Raw genomic sequence first — 26,331 nt, forward strand, 5'->3', positions numbered from 1 at the left:
ACCGCAACCGAAAGGCCCTGCCCCATGTCGTCCCCCGCCTATGAAATCGACGAGATGATCTCGGCCAAGGCCATCGCGGCCCGGATCGAAGAGCTTGCGCGCGAGATACGCCGCGAGTTCCGCGATACCGAGAAACTGGTGGTGGTGGGCTTGCTGCGCGGATCGTTCGTCTTCATCGCCGATCTGGTGCGCGAACTGGATTTGCCTGTCGAAGTCGATTTCCTCGAGGTCTCGTCCTATGGCGACGCGATGGAATCGAGCCGAGAGGTGCGGATCTTCAAGGATTTGCGTGGCAAGATCGAGGGGCGCGACGTGCTTGTCGTCGAGGACATCGTCGATACAGGCCACACGCTGGCCCATGTGGCGCGGTTCCTCGGCAACCGGAACCCGGCGAAGATGCGCACGATCGCGCTGCTGGACAAACCCTCCCGCCGGGAGGTCGAGTTCGCGGCCGACTGGATCGGCTTCACGATCCCCGACGAATTCGTCGTGGGCTACGGCATCGATTATGCCCAGCGGAACCGGAACCTGCCGTTCATCGGCAAGGTGCGACTGACCGAAGAGAGCGGGACGTGAACTACCTGCACTGGCTGCTGCGTGCCAAACGCTGGGCCACACATCCCCCGCCCATGAGCCGTGTGATCCTCGTGGTATCGATCATCGCGATCTGCGTGGCGATCTTCGCCATCGAGCGGACGATCGGTCTGCCTGACTGGGTTTCCGCGGAACGGGCGCGACCGCCGGTTATCCGCTGAGCCCGGGGATCGGCCCCGGAAAGGGCGCCTCGCCTGCCAGCCAGTCGGCCTCGTCCTCGATCGCCTCGGCAAGCCGGCGCCGGATCCGGGCCAACCGCGGCAGATCGGCAAGGTCGGCATGACTGGCGACCCAGATCGGAACGCGGAAATCCGGCGCCCCATCCGCGACACGCACCACGCGAGGATCGTCGCGCCCCAGGAATGTCGGGAAGAATGCGCGCCCTATCCCGGCGCCGACCATCTGGTGCAATGCAAGGAAACTGTCCGCGGCACCGCCGACATCCAGATCATGGCCATGTTCTGCCATCCAGTCGGCCGCAGCCACCCGCGACAGCGAACCGCTCATGCCCAGCCATCGCGACCCTGCGCCGTTTGCCGGGGCGAAGGCCGAAATCGCAAGCTCCCCGGCCTCGAAACCTGCAAGGTCCCCCGGAAGCCGGAGCGCGGGCCGGATCGTGATCTCGGCCCTCAGTCGCCCCATGTCTATGTGGCTGTTGGTCGACGATATCTTGAGAGCGACGCCACAATCCTCCACCGCTGCGAACAGGCGCGGCAGCAGATAGGTGCACAGGCTGTCGGTCGAGGTGATCTGAACCCGGGTGAGCGTCCCCCCGTGCGCATGGGCCGACATCTGGTCAACCCGGCTCATTGCCGCCGCCGCATCGCGACCGGCCCCGATCAGGCCCATCTTTCCCGGCAGGACCGCATAGCCCTGCGCTGCCCTTTCGAAGACGGGGCCGCCATGCGCCTCCTCGAAGGCAGAGACGCGTCGCAAAACGGTGGCATGGTTGACGCCCAGCACCTTGGCAGCCGCATTGACGGAGCCGTGCTCGGCCACGGCGAGAACAAATTTCAGATCGTCCCAATTCGACTTGTGCATAACTGAACGAGGCTTCCGCAAAAATGACGACTGGGCGACCGGCCGACAAAAGCTAAGTTGTTGCGCATGATGTGATTTACAGGGAGGTCCTCATGACCAGAATAATTCGTCTTTCGGTTTTGGTTGCTGCCGGTATCGCGGTCGCAGGAATTGCTTCTGCCCAGAGTAACGATCCTCTCGCCGCTGCGGTCAAGGCGCGCCAGTCGCATATGCAGCTTTATTCCGCAAACCTGGCTGTTCTGGGCGGAATGGCGCAGGGCCGCATGGATTACGACGCCGAGGCCGCTCAGGCAGCGGCCGACAACCTTGCCGCGCTGGCCTCGATGAGCCAGCGATTCTACTGGGTCCCCGGGTCGCATGCGGGCGCTGTCGAAGGCACCCGCGCGCTGGAGGTGATCTGGACTGATGGCGGCATCGGTGCCGAGGCAGAGGCCTTCAGCGCGGCCGTGGCCGGAATGCAGGACGCGGCGGGCGGCGGGCTCGACGCCCTGCGGGCCGCGATCGGCCCGGTTGGCGCCTCTTGCGGGAGCTGTCACGAAAACTACCGTCAATCCAACAACTGATCCAGGGGGCCTCATCCCCATGATCCGCTGGATACTTGCAGCTTGTGCCCTTGCCGTTGCGGCGGGGGCATGGGTCTTGTCGGGGCCCGACCCCCTGCCCGAGGATGCGCTCGACGGCCTCGTGGCCGACGCGGCCAATGGTGAACGGGTGTTCATCGCGGCGGGCTGCGCCTCGTGCCATGTCGCCCCCGAGGCCGATGCGGCCGTCGCGGCGCCCGTGATGTCGGGAGGGCGGCGTTTCGAAAGCCAGTTCGGCACATTCATCGCGCCCAATATCTCGAGCCACCCCGACGCCGGGATCGGCGCCTGGTCTGACATGGATATCGCGAACGCGGTCTTGCGCGGCGTTTCGCCCGACGGGGCGCATTACTATCCCGCCTTTCCCTATACCTCCTATTTCCGGGCATCGGCGCAGGATATCGTCGATCTGGCGGCCCATCTGCGTACGATGCCCGCCGATCCGACCCCGAGCCTTGATCACGAGATCGGCTTTCCGTTCAACATCCGCAGAACGCTGGGCTTGTGGAAACTGATGGCCGGCGGCCCCGAGATGGTTCTCGCGGGCGATGTGTCGCCCGAGGTGGCGCGCGGACGCCATCTTGTCGAAGGACTGGGCCATTGCGCGGAATGCCACACGCCGCGAAACGGACTTGGCATGGCCGATTACGATGCATGGCTTGCCGGTGCGCCGGAACCCGCGGGCGACGGTCGTGTGCCCGCGATCACGCCCGATGCGCTGGGCTGGACGGCATTCGACATCGCACAATACCTGTCGACCGGCTTCACCCCGAGCTTCGACACCGCAGGTGGCGACATGGTCGAGGTGATCGAAAACACGTCGCGCCTTTCGTCCGAGGATCGCGATGCGATCGCGGCCTACCTGCTCGCCCTGCCGCGCTCCGGGGGGTAGACGGCCGGCCCCGGGTCCGGGGCCCACGCCCGAATACAAAGCGTTAAGACCTCTGTGAGAAGACTGTCCCAGTTTTTTGGGAGAGCGTCATGTTGGTTTCCGATGCACAAGTTGAAAAGCCTGTTCCACTACCGTTTGCGGCCCTGAGTGCGAATGCCGACGCCTCGCCCGCAGACCTGATCGAGGAGGCGCTGACAGCGGTTCGTCTCCATCTGAATATGCCGATCGGGTATCTCTCCGAATTCACGGATGATCAGATCGTGTTCCGGTCGGTTTCGGCGCCGGGGCTCGAACACCTGATCAAGCCGGGCGATCAATGGCCCCTGTCGCAGGTCTATTGCTCCCGGGTTCTTGACGGGACCTTGCCCAACCTGATCCCCGATACCCGCGACGTGCCGTTCTGCAGCACGCTCGACGTCACCGAATCCGTCCCGATCCGCAGCCATGTCAGCCTGCCGATCTATCGGTCTGACGGGTCTCCCTATGGGATGTTCTGCTGCCTCTCGCCAGAGCCGAACAGGTCGCTCAACGGCCGCGATCTGGCCGTGATGCAGACCTTCGCCAACCTGGCCGCCCGGCAGGTGCGCCTGATCGAGGCACGGGAAGCCGATCTGCAGAGTTCGGTCGAACGGGTCCGCCGGATCCTCGATTCGGGCGCCTTCAGCACGGTCTATCAGCCGCTCTACAGCCTGAGCACCGGACGGGTGACCGGGGTCGAGGCGCTGACCCGTTTCTGCTCGGACCCGTATCGCAGCCCGGACAAGTGGTTCCACGAGGCCGGTGTCGCCGGGCTAGAGCTCGATCTTGAAGAGGCGACATTCCGCCTTGCCCTGCGGGCGTTCGAGACCTTGCCCGAGGATATCTACCTGTCGCTCAACGCCTCGCCCGCGCTGGTCTGTGACCGCAGGTTCGATCGGTTGCTCGAGGGCCAGCCGCTTCACCGAATGGTGCTGGAGATTACCGAACATCACGACGCGCCGGGACAGGAGGTCTTCTTCCGTCGCCTGTCGGCCTGTCGTCTGCATGGCCTGCGCGTTGCGATCGACGATGTGGGCGCCGGCTATTCCGGACTGCAGCGCATTGCCTCCGTGGCACCCGATCTTCTGAAACTCGACCGTTCCATCACCAAGGGCATCGACACGATCGCTACGCACCGCGCGATCATGGCGGCGCTGAAGCATTTCGCCGGAGAGACCGGTGCCCTTGTTCTTGCCGAAGGCGTCGAGACCGAGGCCGAGGCTGCCACCGTGAAATCGCTCGGGATCAATCTTGCCCAGGGCTGGCTGTTTGGCCGGCCCCTGCCGCTCGATCACCTCGATCTCGACCGATTGATCGACGTAGCGGCCTGAGGCGACCGCCCGTCGCCAGACGGGCCGCTGCCCCGCCGATGTCAGGCCGGATTGGCTTCGAGCGCCGCGTTGCGGGCATTGCGCAGGCGTTCGAAATCCTCGCCTGCGTGATAGCTCGAGCGTGTCAGGGGCGTGGCCGAGACCATGAGAAATCCCTTCCCCCAGGCGGCCTTTTCATAGGCGGCAAATTCCTCGGGCGTCACGAAGCGATCAACCCGGTGATGCTTCGGAGTGGGCTGCAGATACTGGCCGATGGTCACGAAATCCACGTCGGCGGCGCGCATGTCATCCATGACCTGAAGGACGGATTGCTTGTCCTCACCAAGGCCCACCATGATCCCCGACTTGGTGAACAGGCTCGGGTCGAGTTCCTTGACCCGCTGCAGCAAACGCAGTGAATGGAAATACCGCGCACCCGGGCGCACCTCCGGGTAGAGCCCCGGCACAGTTTCTAGGTTGTGGTTGAAGACATCCGGCTTTGCCGCGACAACAACCTCAAGGACCGACGGATCGCAGCGCAGGAAATCGGGCGTCAGGATTTCGATCGTCGTCTCGGGCGCCTGCCGCCGGATGGCCCGAATCGTCTGGGCAAAATGCTCCGCCCCGCCATCCTCGATGTCATCGCGATCGACCGAGGTGATCACCACGTGGTTCAGACCCAGCTTCTTGACCGCATCGGCCACCCGGCCCGGCTCGAACACGTCGAGCGCCTCGGGCGGCTTGCCCGTCGCAATGTTGCAGAAGGTGCAGGCCCGGGTGCAGACCTCGCCCATGATCATCATCGTGGCGTGGCCCTGGCTCCAGCATTCGCCCACGTTGGGGCAGCCCGCCTCTTCACAGACGGTGACCAGCTTGTGCGCCCGCATGATGTCGCGGGTCTGCTTGTAGCCTTCGGACGTCGGGGCCTTGACCCTAATCCAGTCGGGCTTGCGGGGTTGATCGTTGTCAGGCCGATGCGCCTTTTCGGGGTGACGCTGGGCCGGAATCTTGAGGTCGCGCAACTCGCTCTCCTGCGATGGGCATTCACTTCGCCATTGATCATAGACCATTCCCGGCGAAAGCCCAATCACACCCGTGCAAGCCCGGGCCCCGATTTGCGCATGGCTCGGTCAGCCGATCATCGGCCCGTGTGGCCCCTCGGCCTCCTCGTAGTGGCGCATCAGTTGCGTCAGCGCGATCCTCAGGACGATCTTGCCCGACCGCGCCGACCAATCCATGCGCTTTTCAAGGGTTTCCATCCCCTCGAGATGACAGCAGACCCGCAAGGCCACCTCGCCCAGACCACATCCCAGACTGCGCAACGCGGCGGCGACACGGTCCTGCGCCTGCAAGGTCACGGGGGACGCCTCGGCGGGCCGATCGGGCCGCTCCGCATCGCCGCCCTCGAGGAAGGCCAGCCAGTCGATTGCCCCGCCGGGCAGCAGAGCGGACAGCTCGAAATCCTCGCGCAGCCGTTCCCCCGCCGCGACATGAGCCCGCGACAGGAACGGCTTTCCCGCCCGGTCGCGCCGCCGGGACAGGCCCACAAGCGGGCTTTCGGTCAGGCTGTTGCGCATGTGGTGCAACAGCGGATCGGAAGCGGCGGGATCGAAATGCGCGGCCCTTTCGGCAAAGCCCGCCGGAGGCGCCGCCCTGTCATCGCCCGCAAGGATCATGTCCTTGAGGGCGGTGCGGCCGGCCGCGGTGATCCGGTAGCGGGCCACGCGCTTTTCGGGGGCGCGGCTTTCGATCCATTCCTTGAGAGCCAGAGCCTGCGCGATGTTGCGCGGCACGGTTGCGGTGCGCTGGGTCTCTCCGTCGGCGCCCTCCCGCAGGACGACGGCGGTCTCCATGTCGCGGGCAACGGCCAGGATCGCCCCGGATTCCGTCATCCTGCGAAGAACGCGACGCAGTTCGTGCATGATGTCCTGCCCCTCGCCATCGCCCGACGTGCGATCCAGCGGGCCCATGCCATGCGCCGTCAGCCGGGTTCCCTTCCCAGGCCCTGCGGCCACACAATGCGACAATCTGCGCAAGGCGCCGTCGACCAGAGGATCGTCGCGGCGCGATTCAAAGCGCCGGATCTGGCGCAGGATCGTCGAGGCATGAACATCCGCCTGACGGGCGATTTCCCGGATCGATGTTCCGCTTTCGGTGTGAACGAGGTAGTGGACCGCCGGCGCAGGCACCCAATCGGGAAGGCTGTGAGACGGCGTCTTGCTGAGTGACCGTGGGTTCATGAGTTCCGTTTCCAGTGTCATGGTGAACGAATGGCGAAGGCCGATCCGCTGGCAGCGGATACATCTTAAAATTGTATAAATTACACATTTGTTAACAATCAGTGCTCCGTTCTAATATTGGATCAAAGGGATAAACGGCACTGACCACAGCGCACTTAGGATACCCACCTCGCGCAACACATGTTTAGGTTGTGCAATCCTTGTCTGACACTTTTCGAACCTGGCAAGGGAAACGCAGACAATGCAGGACATTCTTTCGATGATCGCGCAGCTTGAACGGCCACGGCTTCTGGTTCGGGCCGCCCGCTTTGGCGTTGACGACTACGACCGGGCGCAACGGTTGCCCCGGCTCCTCGACCGGCCGTTCGCTCCCGGCACCGGCGAGGCGATCATGTTGTTGCTGGAACTCGAGGCCGAACTGGACACGGCCCGGCGCAGCAAGTCGCCGGACTACGCGGTCTCACGCCACGTCGATGTCCTGATCGCTCTGATGGGAGAGGCCCGCGCATTGCGCCACATGCGCCCCGCGGGCCCGTCCGCGATGGGGTGATCCGATCAGATGAAACTGTCGGGCACGGCCGCCTTGCGTTCGGCCACGAAATGGTCGAGCGCCTCGGCAATCCCGGGGTCGAGGGCAGGCTGCTGGTAGGTCGCCAGCAGCTTGCGCACCCGGGTTGCGGCAAGGGCCATCGTGTCCTGCGCGCCCTCTTCCGACCATGTCTCGAAAGGCTTGTAGTCGAAGACCTCCGACCTCCAGAAGGCGGATTTGAAATTGGCCTGAGTATGGGCGCAGCCAAGGTAGTGCCCGCCCGGGCCGACCTCGCGGATCGCATCCATGGCCTGCGCATTTTCATCATGCGCGACGCCGCGGGCCAGATGGTGCAAGGCGCCAAGCTGATCGGCATCCATGACGAATTTCTCGAAACTCGCGACCAGACCGCCCTCGAGCCAGCCGCAGGCGTGGAGCATAAAGTTCACCCCGGACAAAAGCCCCATGTTCAGGCTGTTGGCGGTTTCGTAGGCTGCTTGGGCATCCGGCAGTTTCGATCCGCAGAACGCCCCTGCAGACCGGTAGGGTAGTCCCAACCGCCGTGCGAGCTGACCCGCGCCATAGGTGATATGCGCGGCCTCCGGCGTGCCAAAGGTCGGCGCGCCTGAATTCATGTCGATCGACGTGACGAAGGCGCCCATGATCACCGGTGCGCCAGCGCGCACGAGTTGGCTGTAGGCGATGCCCGCCAGCGTCTCGGCCAGAACCTGCGTCAAGGTGCCCGCGACCGAGACGGGCGCCATCGCACCGCCCACGATAAAGGGAGAGATGATCGCGGCCTGATTGTTCCGCGCATAGACCTCGAGCGCCCCCATCATGATGCCGTCAAAGGTGAGCGGCGAGTTGATGTTGATCAGCGAGGTCATCACCGTGTTCTGCTGCACGAACTCCTCGCCGAAGAGGAGCCCCGCCATATCGACCGAATCCTGAGCCCGGCTGGGTTCGGTCACCGACCCCATGAAGGGCTTGTCCGACAGCGTCATGTGGGCGTGCAGCATATCGAGGTGGCGCTTGTTAACCGCCACATCCGTCGGCTCGCATACGGTGCCGCCCGAATGGTGGAGCCATTTGGACATGTAGCCCAGCTTCACGAAGTTGCGGAAATCCTCGATCGTCGCATAGCGGCGCCCGCCTTCCATGTCACTGACGAAGGGCGGGCCATAGACCGGGGCCAGAACAAGTGACTTGCCTCCGATCTCAACCGATCTTTCGGGATTGCGGGCATGCTGGACGAACCGCGACGGTGCCGTGGAACAAAGCTGACGCGCCAGACCGCGCGGGATGCGGACCCGCTCGCCCGTGACATCGGCGCCTGCCGCGCGCCAGCGATCGAGGGCGGCCGGGTTGTCGACGAAGTTGACGCCGATTTCCTCGAGCACGGTCTCGGCGTTGTGCTCGATGATCTCGAGCGCCTCTTCGGTGAGGACCTCGAAATTCGGGATGTTGCGTTCGATGTATTTCGCCGTCTCGACGGAGATCGCGGTGCGCTCGGCCCGACGCGCGGCACCGCCGCCCCCCCTGCCCCTGCGTGCTGGACGTGCGCTCATGGTGCCATCCTCCATGGAGAATCCTCGATAGGTTATCGAGCGGTCAGACCCGCCCAGTTGAGCGAGTGATACCGACTTGGGCGCCGGACAAATTCGCGGATTGCGTCCTTTGCGGCGCGAAAGCGACATCCGTGCATTTCATGGCGGCACAAACAGGGCAGCGGCGCCCCGGATCGCGACGAACCTAGCTACGCAGAAACGGGTTCAGCCGATCCATCATCTGCGCGAATCCCGGCTCCTGTGGGAGCAACACGTGGTTGCGTCCCGGCAGACGGATGAATTCGGCGCCGGCAATCCCCGCCGCGATCTTTTGGCCCTGGCTCATCGGGTGGATCGCATCATTCTCGGCATGAAAGACCAGTGTCGGTGCCTGCACCTTCTCCAGCAGATCCGTCACGAGGAACCGGTCAATGGCCTGCCGCAGGGTGACGGCGGTTTCGGGATCGGCGGTGGCCAGCTGCATCTCGACGAGCGCATCGCGCTGCTCGGGTGTGGCGTCGGGCACGAACAGCGTTGAAAACGCCGACATGAACGCGCTTTCCCGGCGGCCCCAGCCGGCCCGGATCATGTCGAGCATCGTCTCTTCGGTGACGGTGTCGGTTCGGGCGGCCCGATGGATGCGCCCCTCGGTATAGCCGCCAAGGATCGCGATCCGATCGACCTTCTCGGGATAGCGCGCGGCAAAGGCTATGGCGACAGGCCCCGCCTGCGACGGCGCATAAAGCGAGACGCGATCTTCACCGGCGGCATCGATCACCGCCAGAAGATCGGCCACGAAATCGTCGATCCCGGTCAGCGGCGCATCCCGCGCAGACAGACCGGTTCCACGCAGATCGAACCGGATCACGCGGTTCTCGGCCCCGAGCCTGTCGATCAGTTCGCCCCAGATCGGGCCCTTCCAGTCGAGTTCGAGGTGCGACAGCCAATGCCCGATCCGGACAAGGGGGCGTCCCGCGCCGGACACGCTCCAGGCGATGGCCGAGCCATCCGCCGAGGAGGCATAATGCACAGCGGGCGGACCTTTGTCCCGACGCGCCGGGGGCGTCGCCGGCCCCCCTGCCAGATCGGCCACGAACATGATCCCGCGCCGGGGTACGGTCCGGATCACCTCCTGCCGCTGGCCCGAATCGCCAAGTGCGGCGCGCGCCGCGCTGATCCGGGCGGAAATCGTGGCATCCGACACGATGACGCCATTCCAGATCTCGGCGATCAGGGTATCGCGGGACAGGACCTCCTTCGGATGCCGGGTCAGCAAGACGATCAGGTCAAAGACCTGCGGCTCCACATGCACCTCTTCGTTCCCCCGCCAGAGCTGTCGGCTCAGAAGATCGATCCGGCAATCGCGAAAGCTGATTTCCATGGCCTCATAACGGCATCCCGATGTGTCCGGGGCAAGTCTCAATCGCATCTCAAGACAATCACAAGGAAACCGAAAGGCTTTCTTCAGGCGCTCTTCAAGCGGGGGGACCTGCCCCGTGTCACAAGAGGGACAGTTCAGATGGAAAGGCCGAAACGATGACCAACCACACCGCCCCCCAAATCCGCCGCCGCCCCGATGGGTCGATCGACACCACCTATCACATGGCCCAGGGCCGGATGCTTCGCAGCAAGGCCGCCCATGACATGGCGGCGGCCGTGACGACGCCCGCCCCGGCCAAGCCCGCCCCGCGCCGCACCGGATTCTCCGCTCTCCTCGCCCGCGGGCCCCGGGCAATCTGATTACCCGGCCGGACAGGCCATCCGGCACCGGGGAGATCCCGTGCACCGAAAAAGCGCCCCGGGGCTTTCTGCGGTGCACGGGATCGCCATACGGGAAGGCTTGCCGCCTTCGCGGCAAGGCAGTAGAGCCTGACCATGACCAGCACAGCCCATGACCGCCTCCTCATCATCGATTTCGGCAGCCAGGTGACGCAGCTTATCGCGCGGCGCCTGCGCGAGCTGAACGTCTATTGCGAAATCCACCCCTTCCAGAAGGTCGATGCCGCGTTCCTCGCGGAGTTTGCGCCCAAGGCGATCATCTTCTCGGGTGGCCCGGATTCGGTGATGCGCGACGGCTCGCCCCGTCCGCCGCAGGCCGCCTATGATCTGGGCGTGCCGATCCTCGGGATCTGCTATGGCCAGCAGGTCATGATGCAGGACCTGGGCGGCCGGGTTGAGGCGGGCGAACATGCCACGGCCGAATTCGGCCGCGCCTTCGTCGCCCCGACAGAGGCCAGTGATCCGATCCTCAAGGGCTGGTTCCAGTCAGATCGCGAACAGGTCTGGATGAGTCACGGCGACCACGTCGCCGAGATCGCACCCGGCTTCGGCGTGCTGGGCACCTCGCCCGGGGCGCCCTTCGCGATCACCGCCGATCCCGAGCGCCGGTTCTATGCGGTGCAGTTTCATCCCGAGGTCCACCACACTCCCAACGGACAGACACTTTATCGCAACTTCGTGGAACTTGCGGGCTTCAAGGGCGACTGGACGATGGGCGCCTACCGCGAAGAGGCGATCGCGCGCATCCGCGAACAGGTGGGTGACGCCAAGGTGATCTGCGGGCTGTCGGGCGGGGTCGACAGTTCGGTCGCAGCAGCCCTCATCCACGAGGCGGTGGGCGATCAGTTGACCTGCGTCTTTGTCGATCACGGCCTGTTGCGGCTGAACGAGGCCGAAGAGGTCGTCGGCATGTTCCGCGATCACATGAACCTTCATGTAATCCATGCCCAGGAACAGGACCTGTTCCTGGGCGAGTTGGACGGGCAAAGCGATCCCGAAACCAAGCGCAAGATCATCGGCCGGCTGTTCATCGACGTGTTCCAGAAATACGCCAATGACATCGAGGGGGCGGAATTCCTGGCCCAGGGCACGCTCTACCCGGATGTGATCGAATCGGTCAGCTTCTCGGGCGGCCCGTCGGTCACGATCAAGAGCCACCACAACGTGGGCGGCCTGCCCGAAAAGATGGGCCTGAAACTGGTCGAGCCCCTGCGCGAGCTGTTCAAGGACGAGGTCCGCGCACTGGGTCGCGAACTGGGCCTGCCCGATCATTTCATCGGGCGTCATCCTTTCCCCGGGCCGGGGCTCGCCATTCGCTGCCCCGGAGAGATCACCCGCGAAAAGCTCGAGATCCTGCGCAAGGCCGACGCGGTCTATATTGACCAGATCCGCAAACACGGCCTCTATGACGAGATCTGGCAGGCCTTCTGCGCGATCCTGCCGGTCAGGACAGTCGGCGTGATGGGCGACGGGCGGACCTATGATTACGCCTGCGCGTTGCGCGCCGTCACGTCAGTCGACGGGATGACGGCGGATTATTATCCGTTCAGCCATGATTTCCTCGGTGAAACCGCGACCCGCATCATCAACGAGGTCAAGGGCATCAACCGCGTGACCTATGACATCACCTCAAAGCCCCCCGGCACGATCGAATGGGAATAGGGCTGCAACGGGTCTGAATTTCGGGAAATTCGGGGGACCAAAATTGGCCAATTTTGGTGCGGCCCCTGATCAGCCGCGGTCCGCGGCGGCAATCAGGTCGGCCGGAACCTCCTCGACCGTGCAGTCCAAAGCCGTTGTGGCCGCGGCTCCATGCGCGAACCAGGTGGCCCGCGCCGCAAGCCCGATGGACACCTCCGGCCCCGCCCTGACAGGCCTGCGACCCCAATGGGCGCCGGTCATCGGTTCGGCCTCGAACAGATCCGCGATGCGCGGCGGTTCGATCCCGGCCCGGGCCACGAGGAACCCCGCAAGGCACTCGACCTGACGCGTCACCATTCCGCGCAACTCCGCCTCGCGTTCCCGGTTCGCGAGGATCGCGTTCAGCGCCAGATCGGCGATCCCGTAGCGCACCTGAAGCCCGTGGCCATAGAGATGCGCCAGCGCGTAAACGTCGCGACCGTCCTTGCCCTCGGGCGCGAGGTAGATGGTGTTATCGCTCGTGCAGTACACCGCATTGGCCGTCACGCCGCCGCCGCAGACATCGGAAACATCGTCCATGATCCGGACAACAGGCACCCTGGGAAACGACGCCTCTGTCGAGACTGTCAGCCTGTCGAGCACGGATTGTGCCGCGGCGGGGCCCGCGCACAGAAGGGCAAGTCCGGCAATGGTCGGGATGAACTTATCCATGCGCGCAGCATAGACCCATTTGTTCCCGGTTGCGAAGGCTTGACGCCTCCGCAGCCCTGTGAACATCTCACGCCATGACCAATCCAGCGATCCGCGCGGCATTCTGGATGACCGGGGCCATCGCCTCGTTCACGTCCATGGCTGTTGCCGGCCGGGAGGTCAGCTTCGAGCTGGATACGTTCGAGATCATGCTCTACCGGTCTCTCGTGGGGATGGTGATCGTCATCATCATCGGCGCCGCGACCGGCCGCCTTGCCGAAGCCCGCACCCAGAGGCTGCGTCTTCATGTCTTTCGCAATCTCGCCCATTTCGCCGGCCAGAACCTGTGGTTCTTCGCCATCACGGTGATCCCGTTGGCGCAGGTATTTGCGCTGGAATTCACGACACCGATCTGGGCGATCTTCCTGTCGGCGCTGTTTTTGGGCGAACGCATCACGCGCTATGGGATCATCGCGGCGGGACTGGGCTTTCTGGGGATCCTGCTGGTGGCCCGCCCCGAAGTCGGGGGGGCCAATGCCGGGGTCTTCGCCGCGGCGATCGCGGCGGTGGCCTTCGCGACGACGGCCGTCTGCACGCGCTCGCTGACCAAGACCGAGACGATCTACACGATCATGTTCTGGCTGACCGTGCTACAGGCGATCCTCGGGCTCGTCTTCGCGGGGTTCGACGGCGACATCGCCGCACCGAGTGCGGCCACGGCGCCCTGGCTGCTGCTGATCGCCTGTGCGGGGCTTCTGGCGCATTTCTGCCTGACAAACGCCTTGTCGATCGCGCCGGCCAGTATCGTCATGCCGCTTGATTTCGCCCGCCTGCCTGTCGTCGCGATCGTCGGGATGCTGCTTTATGATGAACCGCTGGAACTGGTTATTTTCGTCGGAGCGGCCCTGATCTTCTTGGGCAATTACATCAATATCACACGCGGGCAATTGCCCGTTCCCGGCGGGATCGTCAAATGATGCTGTGTTCAATTCCGATGTGACGCCGGGTTCGAATTGACCCCGGGCGCAAATCCCTCATACGTTTGCCCACCAACACTCACGGGTCAGGGAGGATCCATGCGAATTCTTGCAGTTTCGGGGGCAGCTTTGCTTGCAATGGCAGGCCAGGCAGGGGCCGTCGGCCTTGATCGGTCCAACCAGAATATCGGTGCGATATTCTCGGATGGAAATGCGGTCGAGCTGAGTTTCGGTTATGTAACGCCCAATATCACCGGCGCGGACTTGCCGGCATTCGGCGGCGCGGCCTATGACGGTGTGGCCGACGGCTTCAGTCAACTTGGCGCAAGTCTGAAAATTCAGATGACGCCTCAGATTTCGGCAGCCCTGATTTTCGATCAGCCTTTCGGCGTGGATGTTCTCTATCCCGGCGATCCCGCGGCAACGATGCTGGGCGGAACGGAGGCGCGGCTCGACAGCTACGCGCTCACCGCGATCGGCCGATATGAATTCAGCGACAACTTCTCGATCCATGCCGGTGTCAGGGGCGAACAGCTATCCGGCGACATCACTCTGTCCGGATTGGCTTATGGCGGAATCACCTACGATGTGGCGCTCGAAACAAGCACGGGTGTCGGCTATCTCGTGGGCGCGGCCTATGAAAGGCCGGATATCGCATTGCGCCTCGCAGTGACCTATTTCAGTTCGATCACCCATGAATTCAACTCGGTCGAGACATTCAATGGCGCCGTCGTGAATCCGGGAAGCCCGACCGAAGTGGAAACACCCGATGCGGTGAATATCGACTTTCAGACCGGCATTGCGCCCGACACGCTCCTTTTCGGTCAGATCCGGCATGCGCGCTATTCCAAGACCATCGTCGCACCGGATTTCTTTGCGGGCAATATCGGTACAAGCCTGACCGATATCGATGACGGCACGGCGTTTTCGCTCGGCGTCGGACGCCGCTTTACCGACGACCTGTCCGCCTCCTTCAGCATCGGCTACGAGGGCGCGGGCGATCCGCTTGTCTCGCCGCTGTCGCCGACGAACGGAAACGTGTCGGTCGGGATCGGCGCGGAATACCAGCTGACCGAGGCTCTCTCGATCGGGGGCGGCATCCGCTACACCGTCTTTGGCGAGGCGCAGCCCGAAACCTCCGACACGGCGCGAGCCGATTTTGCCGACAACAGCGCGATCGCTGCCGGCGTTCAGGTCGGCTACAGCTTCTGATGCAAGATATGCGACGATGCCCCGCGACAGCGCGGGGCATCACGCGCAAGAAACGGCTGGCCCCCGCTGCAGAGGGCGGCTAGCAAAGGCGGCATGATCTACTCCAGCGCACAGCACTGGCGCGATGCGCCAAAGAAACGCCTTCTGGTCATGGGCATGTCCGGTCTGGGCAAGACCCATCTGTCCGCTTTGCTGCGCGATGCAGGCGGCTGGTTCCATTACTCGATCGATTACCGGATCGGCACCCGCTATCTGGGCGAGGCGATCACCGACAACGCCAAGCATCATGCGATGCAGGTGCCGTTCCTGCGCGACCTGCTTCTGACGGATTCGATCTACATCGGATCGAACATCACCTTCGATAACCTCACCCCGGTATCGACATATCTGGGCAAGCCCGGCGATCCGTCGAAAGGCGGCCTTCCGATCGAAGAGTATCGCGACAGGCAGATGCTGTTCCGCCGCGCCGAAGAGGCCGCCCTTCTGGATACCGGCCATTTCATCGAACGGGCCGAATGGCTTTACGATTATCCGCATTTCATTTGCGACACTGGAGGATCGATCTGCGAATGGGTCAATCCCGACGATCCCGCCGATCCGATCATGTCGCATCTGTGCGCGCGCACGCTGATCCTGTGGATCGAAGGGTCCGATGCCCACACGGCCGAGCTGATCCGCCGCTTCGACAAGGCGCCCAAACCGATGAGCTATCAGCCCGAATTCCTTGGACGGGTCTGGTCGGATTACCTCGACCGGGAAGGCTGCACCGGCGATCAGGTCGATCCCGATGCCTTCATCCGCTGGACCTATGCGCAGGCGCTGGCCCATCGCCAGCCCCGCTACCGCGCCATGGCCGACCGCTGGGGCCTGACCGTCAAGGCCGAGGCCGTGGCCGATGTCCGCAGCGAGGCCGATGTCATCGACATGGTGGCCGATGTGCTGGCCGCGCGGGACAGACGGATTTCAATGACTTGAGATCGAACCGCGATGCGCCTATCTGATCGCTTCCAGCCGGAAAGTTGAAAGATGCCGATCAAGCTGCCTGCCACCCTGCCCGCCTATGATGTCCTCACTCGCGAGGGCGTCATGGTGATGAGCGAGGATCAGGCCGCGCGGCAGGATATCCGCCCCCTTCGGATCGGGCTCCTCAACCTGATGCCCAAGAAAATCCAGACCGAGACGCAATTCGCCCGGCTAATCGGCGCGACGCCGTTGCAGATCGAGTTTTCGCTGATCCGGATGACCGATCACGAGACCAAGAACACCGCCGCCCAACATATGGAAAGCTTCTACCGCCCCTTCGAGGAGGTCGAGGCCACCGGTGAGAAATTCGACGGCCTTATCATCACCGGCGCTCCGATCGAGCATCTGCCTTTCGAAGACGTGACCTATTGGGACGAGCTGACCCGCGTCTTCGACTGGACCCAAAGCCACGTCCAGTCGACCTTCGGCGTCTGCTGGGGCGGGATGGCCATGATCCATCATTTCCACGGCGTGAAAAAGCACATGCTGGACGCAAAGCTGTTCGGCTGCTTCCGGCACATGAACCTTGCGCAGGAAAGCCCTTATCTGAGAGGCTTTTCCGACGATCTGGTCATGCCGGTCAGCCGCTGGACAGAAATGCGCCGCGACGAGATCGAGGCCGCCGGCCTGCCGATCCTGCTGCATTCCGACGAGGTCGGTCCCGCCCTTGTCGAAGACCCGGAGCATCGTGCGCTCTATGTCTTCAACCATTTCGAATATGACAGCGGCACCCTCAACGAGGAATACCAGCGCGACCTGAAATCGGTTCAGGTCGAAGGCGCCGAGATCAGTGTTCCGGTGAACTATTTCCCCGGCGACGATCCCACGCAGAGACCGCCCAACCGGTGGCGCAGCCATGCCCATCTGCTCTACGGCAACTGGATCAACGAGATCTATCAATCCACCCCTTACGACATGAATGCCATTGGCGCTTAGAGTGTTCCTTATTGTTCTGGCCGGCCTGATCGGCACGCTGATCCTGATCACGGCCTGGCGCGCACAGGCCAGATCATCGATATTCGAGGCGCGCTTTCCGGCCGAAGGCCAGTTCGTCGAGGTGGATGGAACCCGGGTCCATGCGGTCGTCATGGGATCGGGGCCTGATCTGGTGCTGATCCATGGCGCGGGCGGCTCCACCCGCGACTTCACCCAAGGCATCGCGCAGCGGCTGGCGCAATCCTACCGGGTCATCGTCTTCGACCGGCCGGGCCTCGGCCATACCGAACAGATCGCCCCGGCCCATGGCCGCGCCTTCAGCACATCGGCCGCCACGATTGTCGAACAGGCCACGCTTCTGCGTGGGGCCGCGTTGGCCCTCGGCGCGGAAAGGCCCGTTGTTGCAGGCCATTCCTTCGGTGCCTCCGTCGCGCTTGCCTGGGCCGTGACCTTTCCCGATGACATCGCCGCCCTCGTCGATGTTGCGGGGCCAAGCCTGCCGTGGCCCGGCGAGTTGTCCTCCTATTACCGGATCAACGGGTCCTTCCTCGGCGGGATCATCGTGCCACCCCTGATCGCGGCCTGGGCCCCCGAGAGCCGGATCGAAACGGCGGTCGAGGCTGTCTTTACCCCCGATCCCGTGCCCGAAGGCTATGCGGCCAACGCGGGCGCCGAGCTTGTGGTCCGGCCAAGATCGCTGCGCTCGAATGCGCGGCAGGTCAATTCCTTGCGTCCCCAGATCGTGGAACTGACGCCGGCCTATGGCGATCTCGATCTTCCCGTCGAGATCCTGCACGGTGACGCCGATGTGACCGTGCCCCTGACCATCCACTCGGGCCCCCTGTCCGATCTGATCCCCGGCGCGAACCTGACTGTCCTGCCCGGCGTGGGTCACATGCCGCACCATGCGGACACGGATGCCCTCGTCGCCGCCATCGACCGGGCCGCCATGCGCGCCGGATTGCGCTAGGGGCTGCGCGTCTCCATATTATCAACAAGTTGAGGAGTGCGAGCCCATGTCCCTGCCATTCGACGGCGCGATCAGCGCCTTCTACAACGCCCCCGAACAGGCCCATCTCAAGGCGGTGATCGACGGCGCCGAAAAAGACGATGTCACCAATCCGCGGTTTCCTTACCCGGAACGCTGGGACAAGAAGAAATACGAGAAGACGCTTGATGATCTGCAGATCGAACTGGTCAAGCTGTTGGCCTGGGTCCGCGACACGGGCGCGCGGGTCGCGATCGTCTTTGAAGGGCGGGATGCAGCTGGAAAAGGTGGCACGATCAAACGGTTGCGTGCCAATCTTAATCCGCGCTACGCGCGCGTCGTGGCCCTGTCGAAACCCACCGAGCGAGAACAGGGCCAGTGGTATTTCCAGCGCTATGCCCAGCATCTGCCGACCGCGGGCGAAATCGTCATCTTCGACCGGTCGTGGTATAACCGCGGGGTTGTCGAACATGTCTTCGACTTCTGCACACCCGAACAGCGCGCGCGCTGGTTCGAACAGGTCAACCCTTTTGAGAAACAGCTGGTTGACGATGGGATCCACCTGTTCAAGTTCTGGCTCAACGTCGGTCAGGCAACCCAGTTGGAACGGTTCCTGAAGCGGGAGAGTGATCCGCTCAAGCAATGGAAGCTGAGCTGGATCGACGTCGAGGGGTTGAACCGCTGGGATGCCTATTCTGACGCGATCCACGAGACGCTGACCCGGACCGACACAGCCTTCTCACCCTGGACGGTGATCAAGGGCGATGACAAGCGCCGCGCCCGGGTCGGTGCGATCCGTGAGGTCCTCGACGCCCTGCCCTATGCCGGCAAGTCAGGCGGTTCGATTCCCGATCGCGATCCCCGGATCGTAAGCAGCGTCGACGACTGGCAATCGCTCTGGACGAGGGACTGACCTTTGGCCAAGCGCGGCTATCACCACGGCAACCTGCGTCAGGCGCTGGTCGATGCCTGCCTCTCCCTGATCGAGGAGAAGGGGCCGACCGGATTCACCCTGTCAGAGGCCGCGCGCGAAGCGGGTGTGACGCCTGCGGCGGTCTATCGCCATTTCGAGGGACGTGACGACCTGATCGCCGAGGCGGCCCTTCAGGGCTACGAGATCTTCGGCGAACTGATGGAATACGCCTATGACAAGGGACAGCCCTCGGCCCTCGCGGCCTTTGAGGCGGTCGGCCGGGCCTACCTTGCCTTTGCCCGGCGACATCCGGGCCACTATGTCGCGATGTTCGAAAGCGGCATCTCGATCCAGCGCACACCTGAGTTGCATGCCGCCGCGCGCGCTGCCATGGGTGTCTTCGAACTGGCCGCCGAAGAGTTGAGCCAGCACATCCCCGAAGACCGGCGTCCGCCCCCGCAGATGTTCTCGGCCCATATCTGGGCGCTGAGCCATGGTGTGGTCGAACTCTTTGCCCGAGGCTCGCCGGGGACGCAAAGCCCCTTTGCCCCCGAGGACCTTCTGGAAAGCGGGATCGGCATCTACCTGCGCGGGCTGGGGCTGATCCGCCCCGACAGCTAGGCGCGCACCAAAATTCTCCAATTTTGGTGTCCCCAAATTTGGATAAATTTGGGTTAGCCGCCCAGAAGAACCAGTGCGCGCGGATCCCAGGCGACCCGCGTTGACGTCCCGATGTCCAGAACAGGACGCCCGGTGATGTTCTTCATCGACAGCTTCAGGGGCTCGGCCACGCCGGGGATATGCACATGGTAATAGGTCATATCGCCATAATAGACGACCTCGTCGACCACGGCGTCGATGACCTCCTGCCCGAGCCGCGGGGCCTCTCCCTCGAAGAGAATGCCCAGCGTCTCGGGGCGCAGGCCCACGACGCAGGCGCCCGTGCGGGCATCAGCCGTGGCCTGGCTCGCCTCGACCCGCGTGCGGCCCAGCCCGGCCACCTCCAGCATCAGGGACGCACCTGCGTCATCGACGATCCGGGCCTGCAGGAAGTTCATCTGACCGATGAATTCCGCCACCCGCCGGGAGGCGGGCCTACGATAGAGCGTCTCGGGATCGGCCATCTGGCCGATCTCGCCGTCGAACATCACCGCGATCCGGTCCGACATCACCAGCGCCTCTTCCTGATCGTGGGTGACGAGGATGAAGGTGATGCCCACCTGGCGTTGCAGCTTGATCAATTCGACCTGCATCTGCTCGCGCATCTTCTTGTCGAGCGCCGAAAGCGGCTCGTCCAGAAGCAGCACCTTGGGCTTGAGGATCAGGGCCCGTGCCAGCGCCACACGCTGCCTTTGCCCACCCGACAGCGCATGCGCCGCGCGTTTGCCGAAACCGCCAAGGCCCACCATCTCGAGCGCCTCTGTCACGGCGCGGGCCTTGTCCGTCTTGCTCAACCCCGAGCGCCGCAGACCGAAGGCCACGTTTTCGGCCACGCTCAGATGCGGGAAGATCGCGTAGGACTGGAACACCATATTCGTGGGGCGCAGATTCGGCGGCACGCCCGCCATGTCCTTGCCGTCGATCCGGATCGCCCCGCCCGAGACGCCCTCGAAACCCGCGATCGTGCGCAGAAGCGTTGTCTTGCCACATCCGGACGGGCCCAGAAGCGAAAAGAATTCTCCCGAACGTATCTCGAGGTCGATCCCCCTCAGGGCGTGGTAGTCGCCGTAATATTTCTCGACCTGCGAGAGGGAAATGAGGGTGCTCACAGGAAACCTCCGGAATCGGTGACACCGGCGCGGGCCAGCCCGCGGCGTCGGAAATATTCGGCCAGGGCCAGCAGAAGGATCGACAGGGTCACGAGGATCGTCCCAAGCGCCATCACCACAGGCAATTGCCCGGGAAACCGCAGCAGACCCCAGATATAAACGGGCATCGTCGGGTTCGTTCCGGTCAGGAAGAAGGCAATGATGAATTCATCGAGGCTGATCGTGAACGAGATCAGCAGCGACGAGATGATCCCCGGCATCACCAGCGGCAGGATCACCAGCCGGAACGCCGACCACCGGTTCTCGCCCAGATCGAGGGCGGCCTCTTCCAGCGCAGGATCGAGATTCTGGAACGCGCCGTTCAGGATCGCGATCGAAAACGGCATACAGATCAGGACATGCGCCGCAATCACCGTCCAGTTCGACAGATCGAGCCCAAGCACCTGACGCATGATGATCAGCAATGAGGTCGCCACGATGATCTCGGGCAGAACAAGCGGCAGCATCACAAAGCCAATGATCCCGCGCTTGCCCGGAAAGTCGGCCATCGCACCCGCACGGGCCGCGCAGATGCCCAGAAGCGTCGCAAAGATCGCGGTCATCGCCGCGATGAACAGCGAATTTCCCACCGCCGACAACAAGGCCTTGTTGCCGGACAATTCAGCAAACCATTTCGTGGTGAAGCCCTGAAGCGGAAAGGCGATGATCGTGCCGTCGTTGAAGGCGAAGAGCGGCAGCAGCGCGATCGGCGCATAGAGGAAGATCAGGTAGGCCACGGCATAGATACGCAACGGTTTCATCCCTGCCTCCTGAGCCAGCGGCGATTGAGGAAGATGAAGACGAGGCTGATCGCCGTCACGCTGACCATTGCCATCAGGGCGAGGGCCGCGCCAAGGGGCGCATTGTTCAATTCGCGGAATTGCACCTGAATCATGTTGGCGATCAGCTTGCCGCCCGCCCCGCCCATCAACTCGGGCGTGACGTAATCCCCGATCGTCGGGATGAAGACGATCAGAACCGCCGCCACAAGCCCCGGCATCGACAGGGGTAGCGTCACGCGCAGAAAGGTCGTGAACCGGGTCTCCCCCAGATCCTGGCTCGCCTCGAGAAGTGAGCGGTCGATCTTTTCCAGCGCCACGAAGATCGGCAGGATCGCGAAGGGCGCAAAGGCATGCGCCAGCGTGATGATCACGGCGTTCACGTTATAAAGGATGAAACTCAGCGGCTCATCGATCAGACCCAGACCCAGAAGGCCCGAATTCACGACGCCATTGTATCCGAGGACCACCTTCCACAGGAACACGCGGATCAGGTAGCTCGTCCAGAACGGGATCGTGATCAGGAACAGCCAGAGCGACTTGCGCCCCGGCTCCACATGGAACGACACGAAATAGGCGATCGGATAGGCGAGGATCACCGTCACCAGCGTCACGCAGGCCGAGACATAGATCGAGCGTTGCAGCAGGACGGTGTAGATCGGCTTCTCCGCGATCTCGCGGTAGTTATCGAGAGTGAAGGTCCGGTCCAGCGTCATGAAATCCTGTGTCCAGAAGCTGAACAGGATCACGGCGATGATCGGCACGGCTAGAAAGGCCAGCGCATACATGAGCGGTGGCGCCAACAGCGTTGCCGCGCGTGCCTTCTCAGATCGCCCCAGAAACCCCAGCAATCGCCCTGCCCCGATTGGATGTGCCCGACCATCGTTTCCCTGACGGCGCGGAAAGATCAACAGTGAAAACGTCGTTGGCTCCGAACTCAGAAACGGATCGGGGAAACACGGAGGTTTCTCATCTGGATGGTGAACCCGCCGGGCGGAGGAACCCGGCCGGCCCGGCTCAGGCCGTCTTGTTGTGCCCTCGGACCATAGCCCCGGAAGAGGATGCCGGCCTGGAACTGCACCGGCTGGCTCAGGTCCTGACGCGACGGGTCGCATTGGAAGACACCGGGAGCGCCACAATCAGGCGGGATCGCGGTAGGTCCCCGGCGCACGACGACGGGTCTGTCATTACACAGGACCTGGATCACGCCATCATCATCCGCCGACCACCGAACCTGGACCACGACCTCGGCCCATTGCCCGAATTCGGCCGGCGGGATGCAGACCGTGTCATCGAATGTCAGCCCACGCCGCCCATCGAGATGCAGCGTATGAATGTGGTTCTTGATCGTGTTGATCCTTTGCCACTCCGCCACTTCAAGAAGGCTGCGCCGGTTCGGCCCTCCGCCATAGCTCAGGGTTGCGGGGATCAGGATCTCCATCCTGTATTGGACCGAGCTGCCCAGACGCGCGTAATCCCGGTAGGCGATCCGAGAGCGCAGGTTGCCGTTGTAGCAATCGGATTCGCCGCGCCCGTCGCCGTAGTCGATCGCGCTGCAATCCCCCTCATCGACGTGAAAGGTCGTCACACCGCCCGCGTGAACGGGATTGTTTCCGTTGAATATATGGTTCTGGAAACCAGCGGGCTGCGCGGCGGCCACTCCGGCCGCAAGAGCCAGAACAATGATCCAGAGTGCTGCAAGGCGCATGATCGAGGACCCTCGGCTTGTCGATTTCCACGCTCCGGGAGAACCGGACGCTTCGATACTTTAGCGAAGTCGCGTCAGAAAACCAACGCCGAGCTTGTCTGACGAGGCAGAGGCGACTAACGACAAAGGGCGCCCAGAGGGCGCCCTTCGGTATTCCTGGCAGGCTTCGAAAATCAGCGCTTGGAGAACTGGAAGCTCTTGCGGGCTTTCGCCTTGCCGTACTTCTTCCGCTCGACGACGCGGCTGTCGCGGGTCAGGAAGCCGGCGGCCTTGAGGGCCGCGCGCAGGCTCGGGTCATACAGCTGAAGCGCCTTCGAGATGCCGTGCTTGACCGCGCCGGCCTGTCCGGACAGACCGCCACCCTTGACGGTGGCCATCACGTCGAACTGACCGGTGACGCCGGCAACCTGGAACGGCTGGCGCAGGATCATCTGCAGAACCGGACGGGCGAAATACTTCGTGTAATCGACAAATTCGCCTTTGTTGTCGCGGATCAGGAACTTGCCGGAGCCCGGCTTGATCCAGACGCGGGCCACCGCGTCCTTGCGCTTGCCTGTGGCGTAGGAGCGGCCCAGATCGTCACGAACCGGCTCGCGGGTGACGGCCTCGGGGGCGGCGGCCATGTCGGCCATGCCGGCGGCTTCGCCCAGCTCTTCGAGGGAATTGATCTGATCGGCCATTATGCGGTCCTCGTGTTCTTCTTGTTCATGGACTTGACGTCCAGAACTTCGGGCTGCTGTGCCTCCATCCCGTGCTCGGCGCCGGCGAAGACGCGCAGATGGGTCATCTGCTTGCGGCTCAGGCGGTTGCCGGGAAGCATCCGCTTGACGGCCTGCATGATGACACGCTCGGGGTGGTTGCCCTCGAGGATCTGGCCGGTGGTGCGGCTCTTGATCCCGCCCGGATAACCGGTGTGCCAGTAGTTGGGCTTGTCACGCTTCTTGCCGGTCAGCTGGACTTTCTCGGCATTGATGACGATGACGTTGTCGCCCATATCCATGTGCGGCGTGAAGGAGGGCTTGTGCTTGCCCCTCAGCCGCATCGCGATGATCGAGGCGAGCCGGCCGAGCACGACGCCTTCGGCATCGATGACGACCCACTTCTTCTCGATATCCGCGGGGGTCGCGGTAAAGGTTTTCATGTGTCTTACCTGTTCTTCGGGGGCGGCACGGGTTCATCCCGACGCCCGGAATTGGGATGAGCGGGTTATACGCTGAGTTTTGACCCGGTCAAGCGGGGATGCGCCGAATTTCATTTGCAATATCAATAGCTTGAAATTTAGGTATCATATTACCCCATAATACCAAGCCTAAAATCACTCCTTGCCCGCTTGCACCGGCCCGATTTGACCGCATGATACGAGGCTGAGAGTTCCTTACTTGTTTTGCAGGTTTCAATTGGTCAATTCATTCGGTCCATTTCTGGCCCTGGCAGTCCTTCTGGTTCTGTCGTCGCTCTTCGGTGTCAGGCCGATGCGCAAGCTGATTCAGGTACGCGAGGCAAAACACGAACTCAAGCACGGCTCGGCCGGCTTCATCCGCACCACCTCGGGCTGGTTCGTCATCGTGCTGTGGCTGGCGTTTTCGTGGTTCGGGGCGACGGTCCTCGGGGACTGGTGGGCCACCGGCGATCTGGAGGGCGCGATCGACAGGGGCCTGATCCGGCTTGAGATCCTTCTCGAGATCCTCGCAGCCTTCGGGGATGATTGATGAATCGGGTGGCCCAGACGGAACTGCAATGCCCCGATTGCGCCGGGCAATGCGCTTATTCGGCCGTCCGCCAAGCGCTTGTCTGCGAAAGCTGCGGCTCGGCCCACGAGGTGCGGCACGATCCCGATGCCGATCCGGGCCGGGAATTCCACTATCATCCGGATTTGCCCCATACGGAACAAAGCCTTCCGTCGCGCGATCTGATCCATAAATGCCAGACATGCGGCGGGGAGATCATCTTTACCGGGCCCGTCCTGTCGGAACGCTGTGCCTATTGCGACGGTCCCGTGGTGCTCGAGGCGGAGGAGGCAAGCTACGAGGCGATCGGTCTGATCCCGTTTCGCATCACCGAAAGAGACGCCCAGTCCCGGGCGTTGCGATGGGTCCGGGAGCGGATCGCGGCGCCGGGTGATCTGTCCGACAAGGTCGGCGCCGCGCGAGTCGCGGGACTCTACGCGCCGTTCTGGACCTTCGACAGCAAGGAGGCGATCGATTATCTCGTCAAGTACCGCGTCAAGTCGGGCGACAACTGGGTGACCCGTTCGAAAAGCGGGGCGATGACGACGGAATTCGACGACCTCCTGATGCCGGCCTCACATCATGTGACGCCGTTGATCCGCGACGGCATCCTGCATGATTTCGACCCCGACAAGCTGCGCCCTTACACGCCAGCTTACCTGGCCGGTTTCGCCGCCGAACGGCATCATCAGAGCGTCAAGGAGGGACTGGCGGCCAACGCCTCCGACAAGGACCTTCTGATCCGCAACCGGATCAAGACGCATACACGGCTCAGACGGATCACGAGCGTCAGCTACAAGACCGACACGACCGGCATTCGCTATCGACGGATCCTGCTGCCTGTCTGGATCCTTCACTATGTCTATGACGACAAACCGATGAAGGTGGTGGTCTGTGGCATGCAGGGCCGCACGTTCGGTGAACGGCCCTTTTCGATGGGCAAGCTGTTCGGCTTCTCCGCCGCGCTTTCAAGTCTGGCGATCGGTCTGGGCTGGGCCTGGGGGGCTACGGGGTTCCTTTAGTGGTGCTTTCCGTCGTCCCGGCGCTGCCCCTCGGCATCGAAAGGTTGCCTGAACAATGACCGCCCCAACAAGCCGAACAGCGCGCCCGCAAGAATGCCCACCTTCGCCGCGCCCGAAAACTCCCACCCCAGCGCGACGCTGGCCGCCCCGCCAATGACGACAGCGCCTGTCACGGCGCCCGTCACGGCCCATTTCACGTCGGAAAGGAGGGTGCCTCCGATCAAACGGCTCAGTTTCTCGAATTCTTCTTTCGCGGTCGGTTTGTCTCGTGACACTGGACTACCCCCTGAAAACTCGTGACCCCTGCACATCGTGTCGGCAAGCCGGCCTGATCCGTCCGGAGCCGCATCCGCCATCCCGGATCAGGACGACCGCA

Annotated in this window: 30 protein-coding genes; 17 read left to right on the plus strand and 13 right to left on the minus strand. The window is 63.3% G+C overall.

Annotation, left to right across the window (positions count from 1 at the left end):
* Positions 1-24 precede the first annotated feature (24 nt).
* Positions 25-576: a hypoxanthine phosphoribosyltransferase gene (hpt, locus tag EP376_RS05100; RefSeq protein ID WP_127654436.1), complete on the plus strand. Its 552-nt coding sequence runs from the start codon at positions 25-27 to the stop codon at positions 574-576.
* A complete protein-coding gene (locus EP376_RS05105) occupies positions 573-755 on the plus strand; it encodes a hypothetical protein (protein ID WP_127654437.1) in 183 nt (60 codons plus the stop codon). Before hpt ends, EP376_RS05105 begins: the two co-directional genes overlap by 4 nt.
* On the opposite strand, the gene EP376_RS05110 is transcribed toward EP376_RS05105, so the two are convergent.
* Positions 745-1,635 (minus strand): LysR family transcriptional regulator, encoded by an 891-nt coding sequence (locus tag EP376_RS05110; RefSeq protein WP_127654438.1) that lies wholly within the window; start codon positions 1,633-1,635, stop codon positions 745-747. The two genes, EP376_RS05105 and EP376_RS05110, sit on opposite strands and share 11 nt — an antisense overlap.
* Positions 1,636-1,727: 92 nt before the next feature.
* Between EP376_RS05110 and EP376_RS05115 the strand changes: the two genes are divergently transcribed.
* From EP376_RS05115 to EP376_RS05125, 3 genes are all read left to right on the plus strand, one after another.
* Positions 1,728-2,198: a c-type cytochrome gene (locus EP376_RS05115; protein WP_127654439.1), complete on the plus strand. Its 471-nt coding sequence runs from the start codon at positions 1,728-1,730 to the stop codon at positions 2,196-2,198.
* Between the two features lie 19 nt (positions 2,199-2,217).
* The gene (locus EP376_RS05120) at positions 2,218-3,108 is read left to right on the plus strand and encodes a c-type cytochrome (RefSeq protein ID WP_127654440.1); all 891 of its coding nucleotides are present in this window, start codon (positions 2,218-2,220) and stop codon (positions 3,106-3,108) included.
* Between the two features lie 89 nt (positions 3,109-3,197).
* Positions 3,198-4,457, plus strand: a complete 1,260-nt coding sequence (locus EP376_RS05125; RefSeq protein WP_127654441.1) for a sensor domain-containing phosphodiesterase — start codon at positions 3,198-3,200, stop codon at positions 4,455-4,457.
* Positions 4,458-4,498: 41 nt separating this feature from the next.
* Here EP376_RS05125 and lipA read toward each other — a convergent pair whose 3' ends face one another.
* Positions 4,499-5,458 carry a lipoyl synthase gene (gene lipA / locus EP376_RS05130; protein WP_420837118.1) on the minus strand — a complete coding sequence of 320 codons (960 nt, stop codon included), beginning with the start codon at positions 5,456-5,458 and terminating at the stop codon, positions 4,499-4,501.
* 108 nt (positions 5,459-5,566) lie between these two features.
* A complete protein-coding gene (locus EP376_RS05135) occupies positions 5,567-6,676 on the minus strand; it encodes a DUF6456 domain-containing protein (protein ID WP_127654443.1) in 1,110 nt (369 codons plus the stop codon).
* A 241-nt stretch (positions 6,677-6,917) separates the two neighbouring features.
* Here EP376_RS05135 and EP376_RS05140 point away from each other — a divergent pair, with 241 nt between their 5' ends.
* A complete protein-coding gene (locus EP376_RS05140; RefSeq protein ID WP_127654444.1) occupies positions 6,918-7,226 on the plus strand; it encodes a DUF6477 family protein in 309 nt (102 codons plus the stop codon).
* Positions 7,227-7,231: 5 nt separating this feature from the next.
* Here EP376_RS05140 and EP376_RS05145 read toward each other — a convergent pair whose 3' ends face one another.
* Together EP376_RS05145 and EP376_RS05150 are read right to left on the minus strand one after the other, a co-directional pair.
* Entirely contained in the window at positions 7,232-8,773 is a 1,542-nt protein-coding gene (locus EP376_RS05145; protein WP_127654445.1) for a trimethylamine methyltransferase family protein, read from the minus strand.
* Positions 8,774-8,957: 184 nt separating this feature from the next.
* Entirely contained in the window at positions 8,958-10,133 is a 1,176-nt protein-coding gene (locus EP376_RS05150) for an alpha/beta hydrolase (protein WP_164744865.1), read from the minus strand.
* A gap of 155 nt (positions 10,134-10,288) precedes the next feature.
* On the opposite strand from EP376_RS05150, the gene EP376_RS05155 reads away from it, so the two are divergent.
* Together EP376_RS05155 and guaA are read left to right on the plus strand one after the other, a co-directional pair.
* A complete protein-coding gene (locus EP376_RS05155; protein WP_127654447.1) occupies positions 10,289-10,492 on the plus strand; it encodes a hypothetical protein in 204 nt (67 codons plus the stop codon).
* Between the two features lie 135 nt (positions 10,493-10,627).
* Positions 10,628-12,193 (plus strand): glutamine-hydrolyzing GMP synthase, encoded by a 1,566-nt coding sequence (gene guaA / locus EP376_RS05160; protein WP_127654448.1) that lies wholly within the window; start codon positions 10,628-10,630, stop codon positions 12,191-12,193.
* A 69-nt stretch (positions 12,194-12,262) separates the two neighbouring features.
* Here the strand turns inward: guaA and EP376_RS05165 are convergent, their stop codons facing one another.
* Positions 12,263-12,883: a hypothetical protein gene (locus tag EP376_RS05165; RefSeq protein ID WP_127654449.1), complete on the minus strand. Its 621-nt coding sequence runs from the start codon at positions 12,881-12,883 to the stop codon at positions 12,263-12,265.
* Between the two features lie 74 nt (positions 12,884-12,957).
* Between EP376_RS05165 and EP376_RS05170 the strand changes: the two genes are divergently transcribed.
* The 7 genes from EP376_RS05170 (at position 12,958) to EP376_RS05200 (ending at position 19,532) form a co-directional block, all read left to right on the plus strand.
* Positions 12,958-13,839, plus strand: a complete 882-nt coding sequence (locus tag EP376_RS05170) for a DMT family transporter (protein WP_127654450.1) — start codon at positions 12,958-12,960, stop codon at positions 13,837-13,839.
* Positions 13,840-13,938: 99 nt separating this feature from the next.
* Positions 13,939-15,051 (plus strand): OmpP1/FadL family transporter, encoded by a 1,113-nt coding sequence (locus EP376_RS05175; protein ID WP_127654451.1) that lies wholly within the window; start codon positions 13,939-13,941, stop codon positions 15,049-15,051.
* A 93-nt stretch (positions 15,052-15,144) separates the two neighbouring features.
* Positions 15,145-16,026 carry an ATPase gene (locus EP376_RS05180; RefSeq protein WP_127654452.1) on the plus strand — a complete coding sequence of 294 codons (882 nt, stop codon included), beginning with the start codon at positions 15,145-15,147 and terminating at the stop codon, positions 16,024-16,026.
* A 51-nt stretch (positions 16,027-16,077) separates the two neighbouring features.
* Complete coding sequence (locus tag EP376_RS05185; RefSeq protein WP_127654453.1) at positions 16,078-17,010, plus strand: homoserine O-succinyltransferase; 933 nt, start codon at positions 16,078-16,080, stop codon at positions 17,008-17,010.
* Position 17,011: 1 nt separating this feature from the next.
* Positions 17,012-17,980 carry an alpha/beta fold hydrolase gene (locus EP376_RS05190; protein ID WP_338068377.1) on the plus strand — a complete coding sequence of 323 codons (969 nt, stop codon included), beginning with the start codon at positions 17,012-17,014 and terminating at the stop codon, positions 17,978-17,980.
* Between the two features lie 46 nt (positions 17,981-18,026).
* Complete coding sequence (ppk2, locus tag EP376_RS05195; protein WP_127654455.1) at positions 18,027-18,911, plus strand: polyphosphate kinase 2; 885 nt, start codon at positions 18,027-18,029, stop codon at positions 18,909-18,911.
* Positions 18,912-18,914: 3 nt separating this feature from the next.
* Positions 18,915-19,532 (plus strand): TetR/AcrR family transcriptional regulator, encoded by a 618-nt coding sequence (locus tag EP376_RS05200; RefSeq protein WP_127654456.1) that lies wholly within the window; start codon positions 18,915-18,917, stop codon positions 19,530-19,532.
* A 53-nt stretch (positions 19,533-19,585) separates the two neighbouring features.
* Here the strand turns inward: EP376_RS05200 and EP376_RS05205 are convergent, their stop codons facing one another.
* The 6 genes from EP376_RS05205 to rplM all read right to left on the minus strand — a co-directional run bounded on the left by EP376_RS05205 (position 19,586) and on the right by rplM (position 24,347).
* Entirely contained in the window at positions 19,586-20,680 is a 1,095-nt protein-coding gene (locus tag EP376_RS05205) for an ABC transporter ATP-binding protein (RefSeq protein WP_127654457.1), read from the minus strand.
* The gene (locus EP376_RS05210; protein WP_127654458.1) at positions 20,677-21,480 is read right to left on the minus strand and encodes an ABC transporter permease; all 804 of its coding nucleotides are present in this window, start codon (positions 21,478-21,480) and stop codon (positions 20,677-20,679) included. Before EP376_RS05210 ends, EP376_RS05205 begins: the two co-directional genes overlap by 4 nt.
* Entirely contained in the window at positions 21,477-22,286 is an 810-nt protein-coding gene (locus tag EP376_RS05215; RefSeq protein ID WP_127654731.1) for an ABC transporter permease, read from the minus strand. The genes EP376_RS05210 and EP376_RS05215 overlap by 4 nt, the downstream gene beginning before the upstream one ends.
* 149 nt (positions 22,287-22,435) lie before the next feature.
* Positions 22,436-23,206: a polysaccharide lyase family protein gene (locus EP376_RS05220; RefSeq protein WP_127654459.1), complete on the minus strand. Its 771-nt coding sequence runs from the start codon at positions 23,204-23,206 to the stop codon at positions 22,436-22,438.
* 173 nt (positions 23,207-23,379) lie between these two features.
* Entirely contained in the window at positions 23,380-23,886 is a 507-nt protein-coding gene (gene rpsI, locus EP376_RS05225) for a 30S ribosomal protein S9 (protein WP_127654460.1), read from the minus strand.
* Entirely contained in the window at positions 23,886-24,347 is a 462-nt protein-coding gene (rplM, locus tag EP376_RS05230) for a 50S ribosomal protein L13 (protein WP_127654461.1), read from the minus strand. The genes rpsI and rplM overlap by 1 nt, the downstream gene beginning before the upstream one ends.
* Positions 24,348-24,678: 331 nt before the next feature.
* Here rplM and EP376_RS05235 point away from each other — a divergent pair, with 331 nt between their 5' ends.
* A complete protein-coding gene (locus EP376_RS05235; protein ID WP_127654462.1) occupies positions 24,679-24,915 on the plus strand; it encodes a hypothetical protein in 237 nt (78 codons plus the stop codon).
* The gene (locus tag EP376_RS05240; protein WP_127654463.1) at positions 24,915-25,955 is read left to right on the plus strand and encodes a hypothetical protein; all 1,041 of its coding nucleotides are present in this window, start codon (positions 24,915-24,917) and stop codon (positions 25,953-25,955) included. Before EP376_RS05235 ends, EP376_RS05240 begins: the two co-directional genes overlap by 1 nt.
* On the opposite strand, the gene EP376_RS05245 is transcribed toward EP376_RS05240, so the two are convergent.
* Entirely contained in the window at positions 25,952-26,230 is a 279-nt protein-coding gene (locus EP376_RS05245; protein WP_127654464.1) for a hypothetical protein, read from the minus strand. The two genes, EP376_RS05240 and EP376_RS05245, sit on opposite strands and share 4 nt — an antisense overlap.
* Positions 26,231-26,331: the final 101 nt, after the last annotated feature.

This window comes from Alexandriicola marinus, assembly GCF_004000435.1.
GTDB classification, from domain to species: Bacteria; Pseudomonadota; Alphaproteobacteria; order Rhodobacterales; family Rhodobacteraceae; genus Alexandriicola; species Alexandriicola marinus.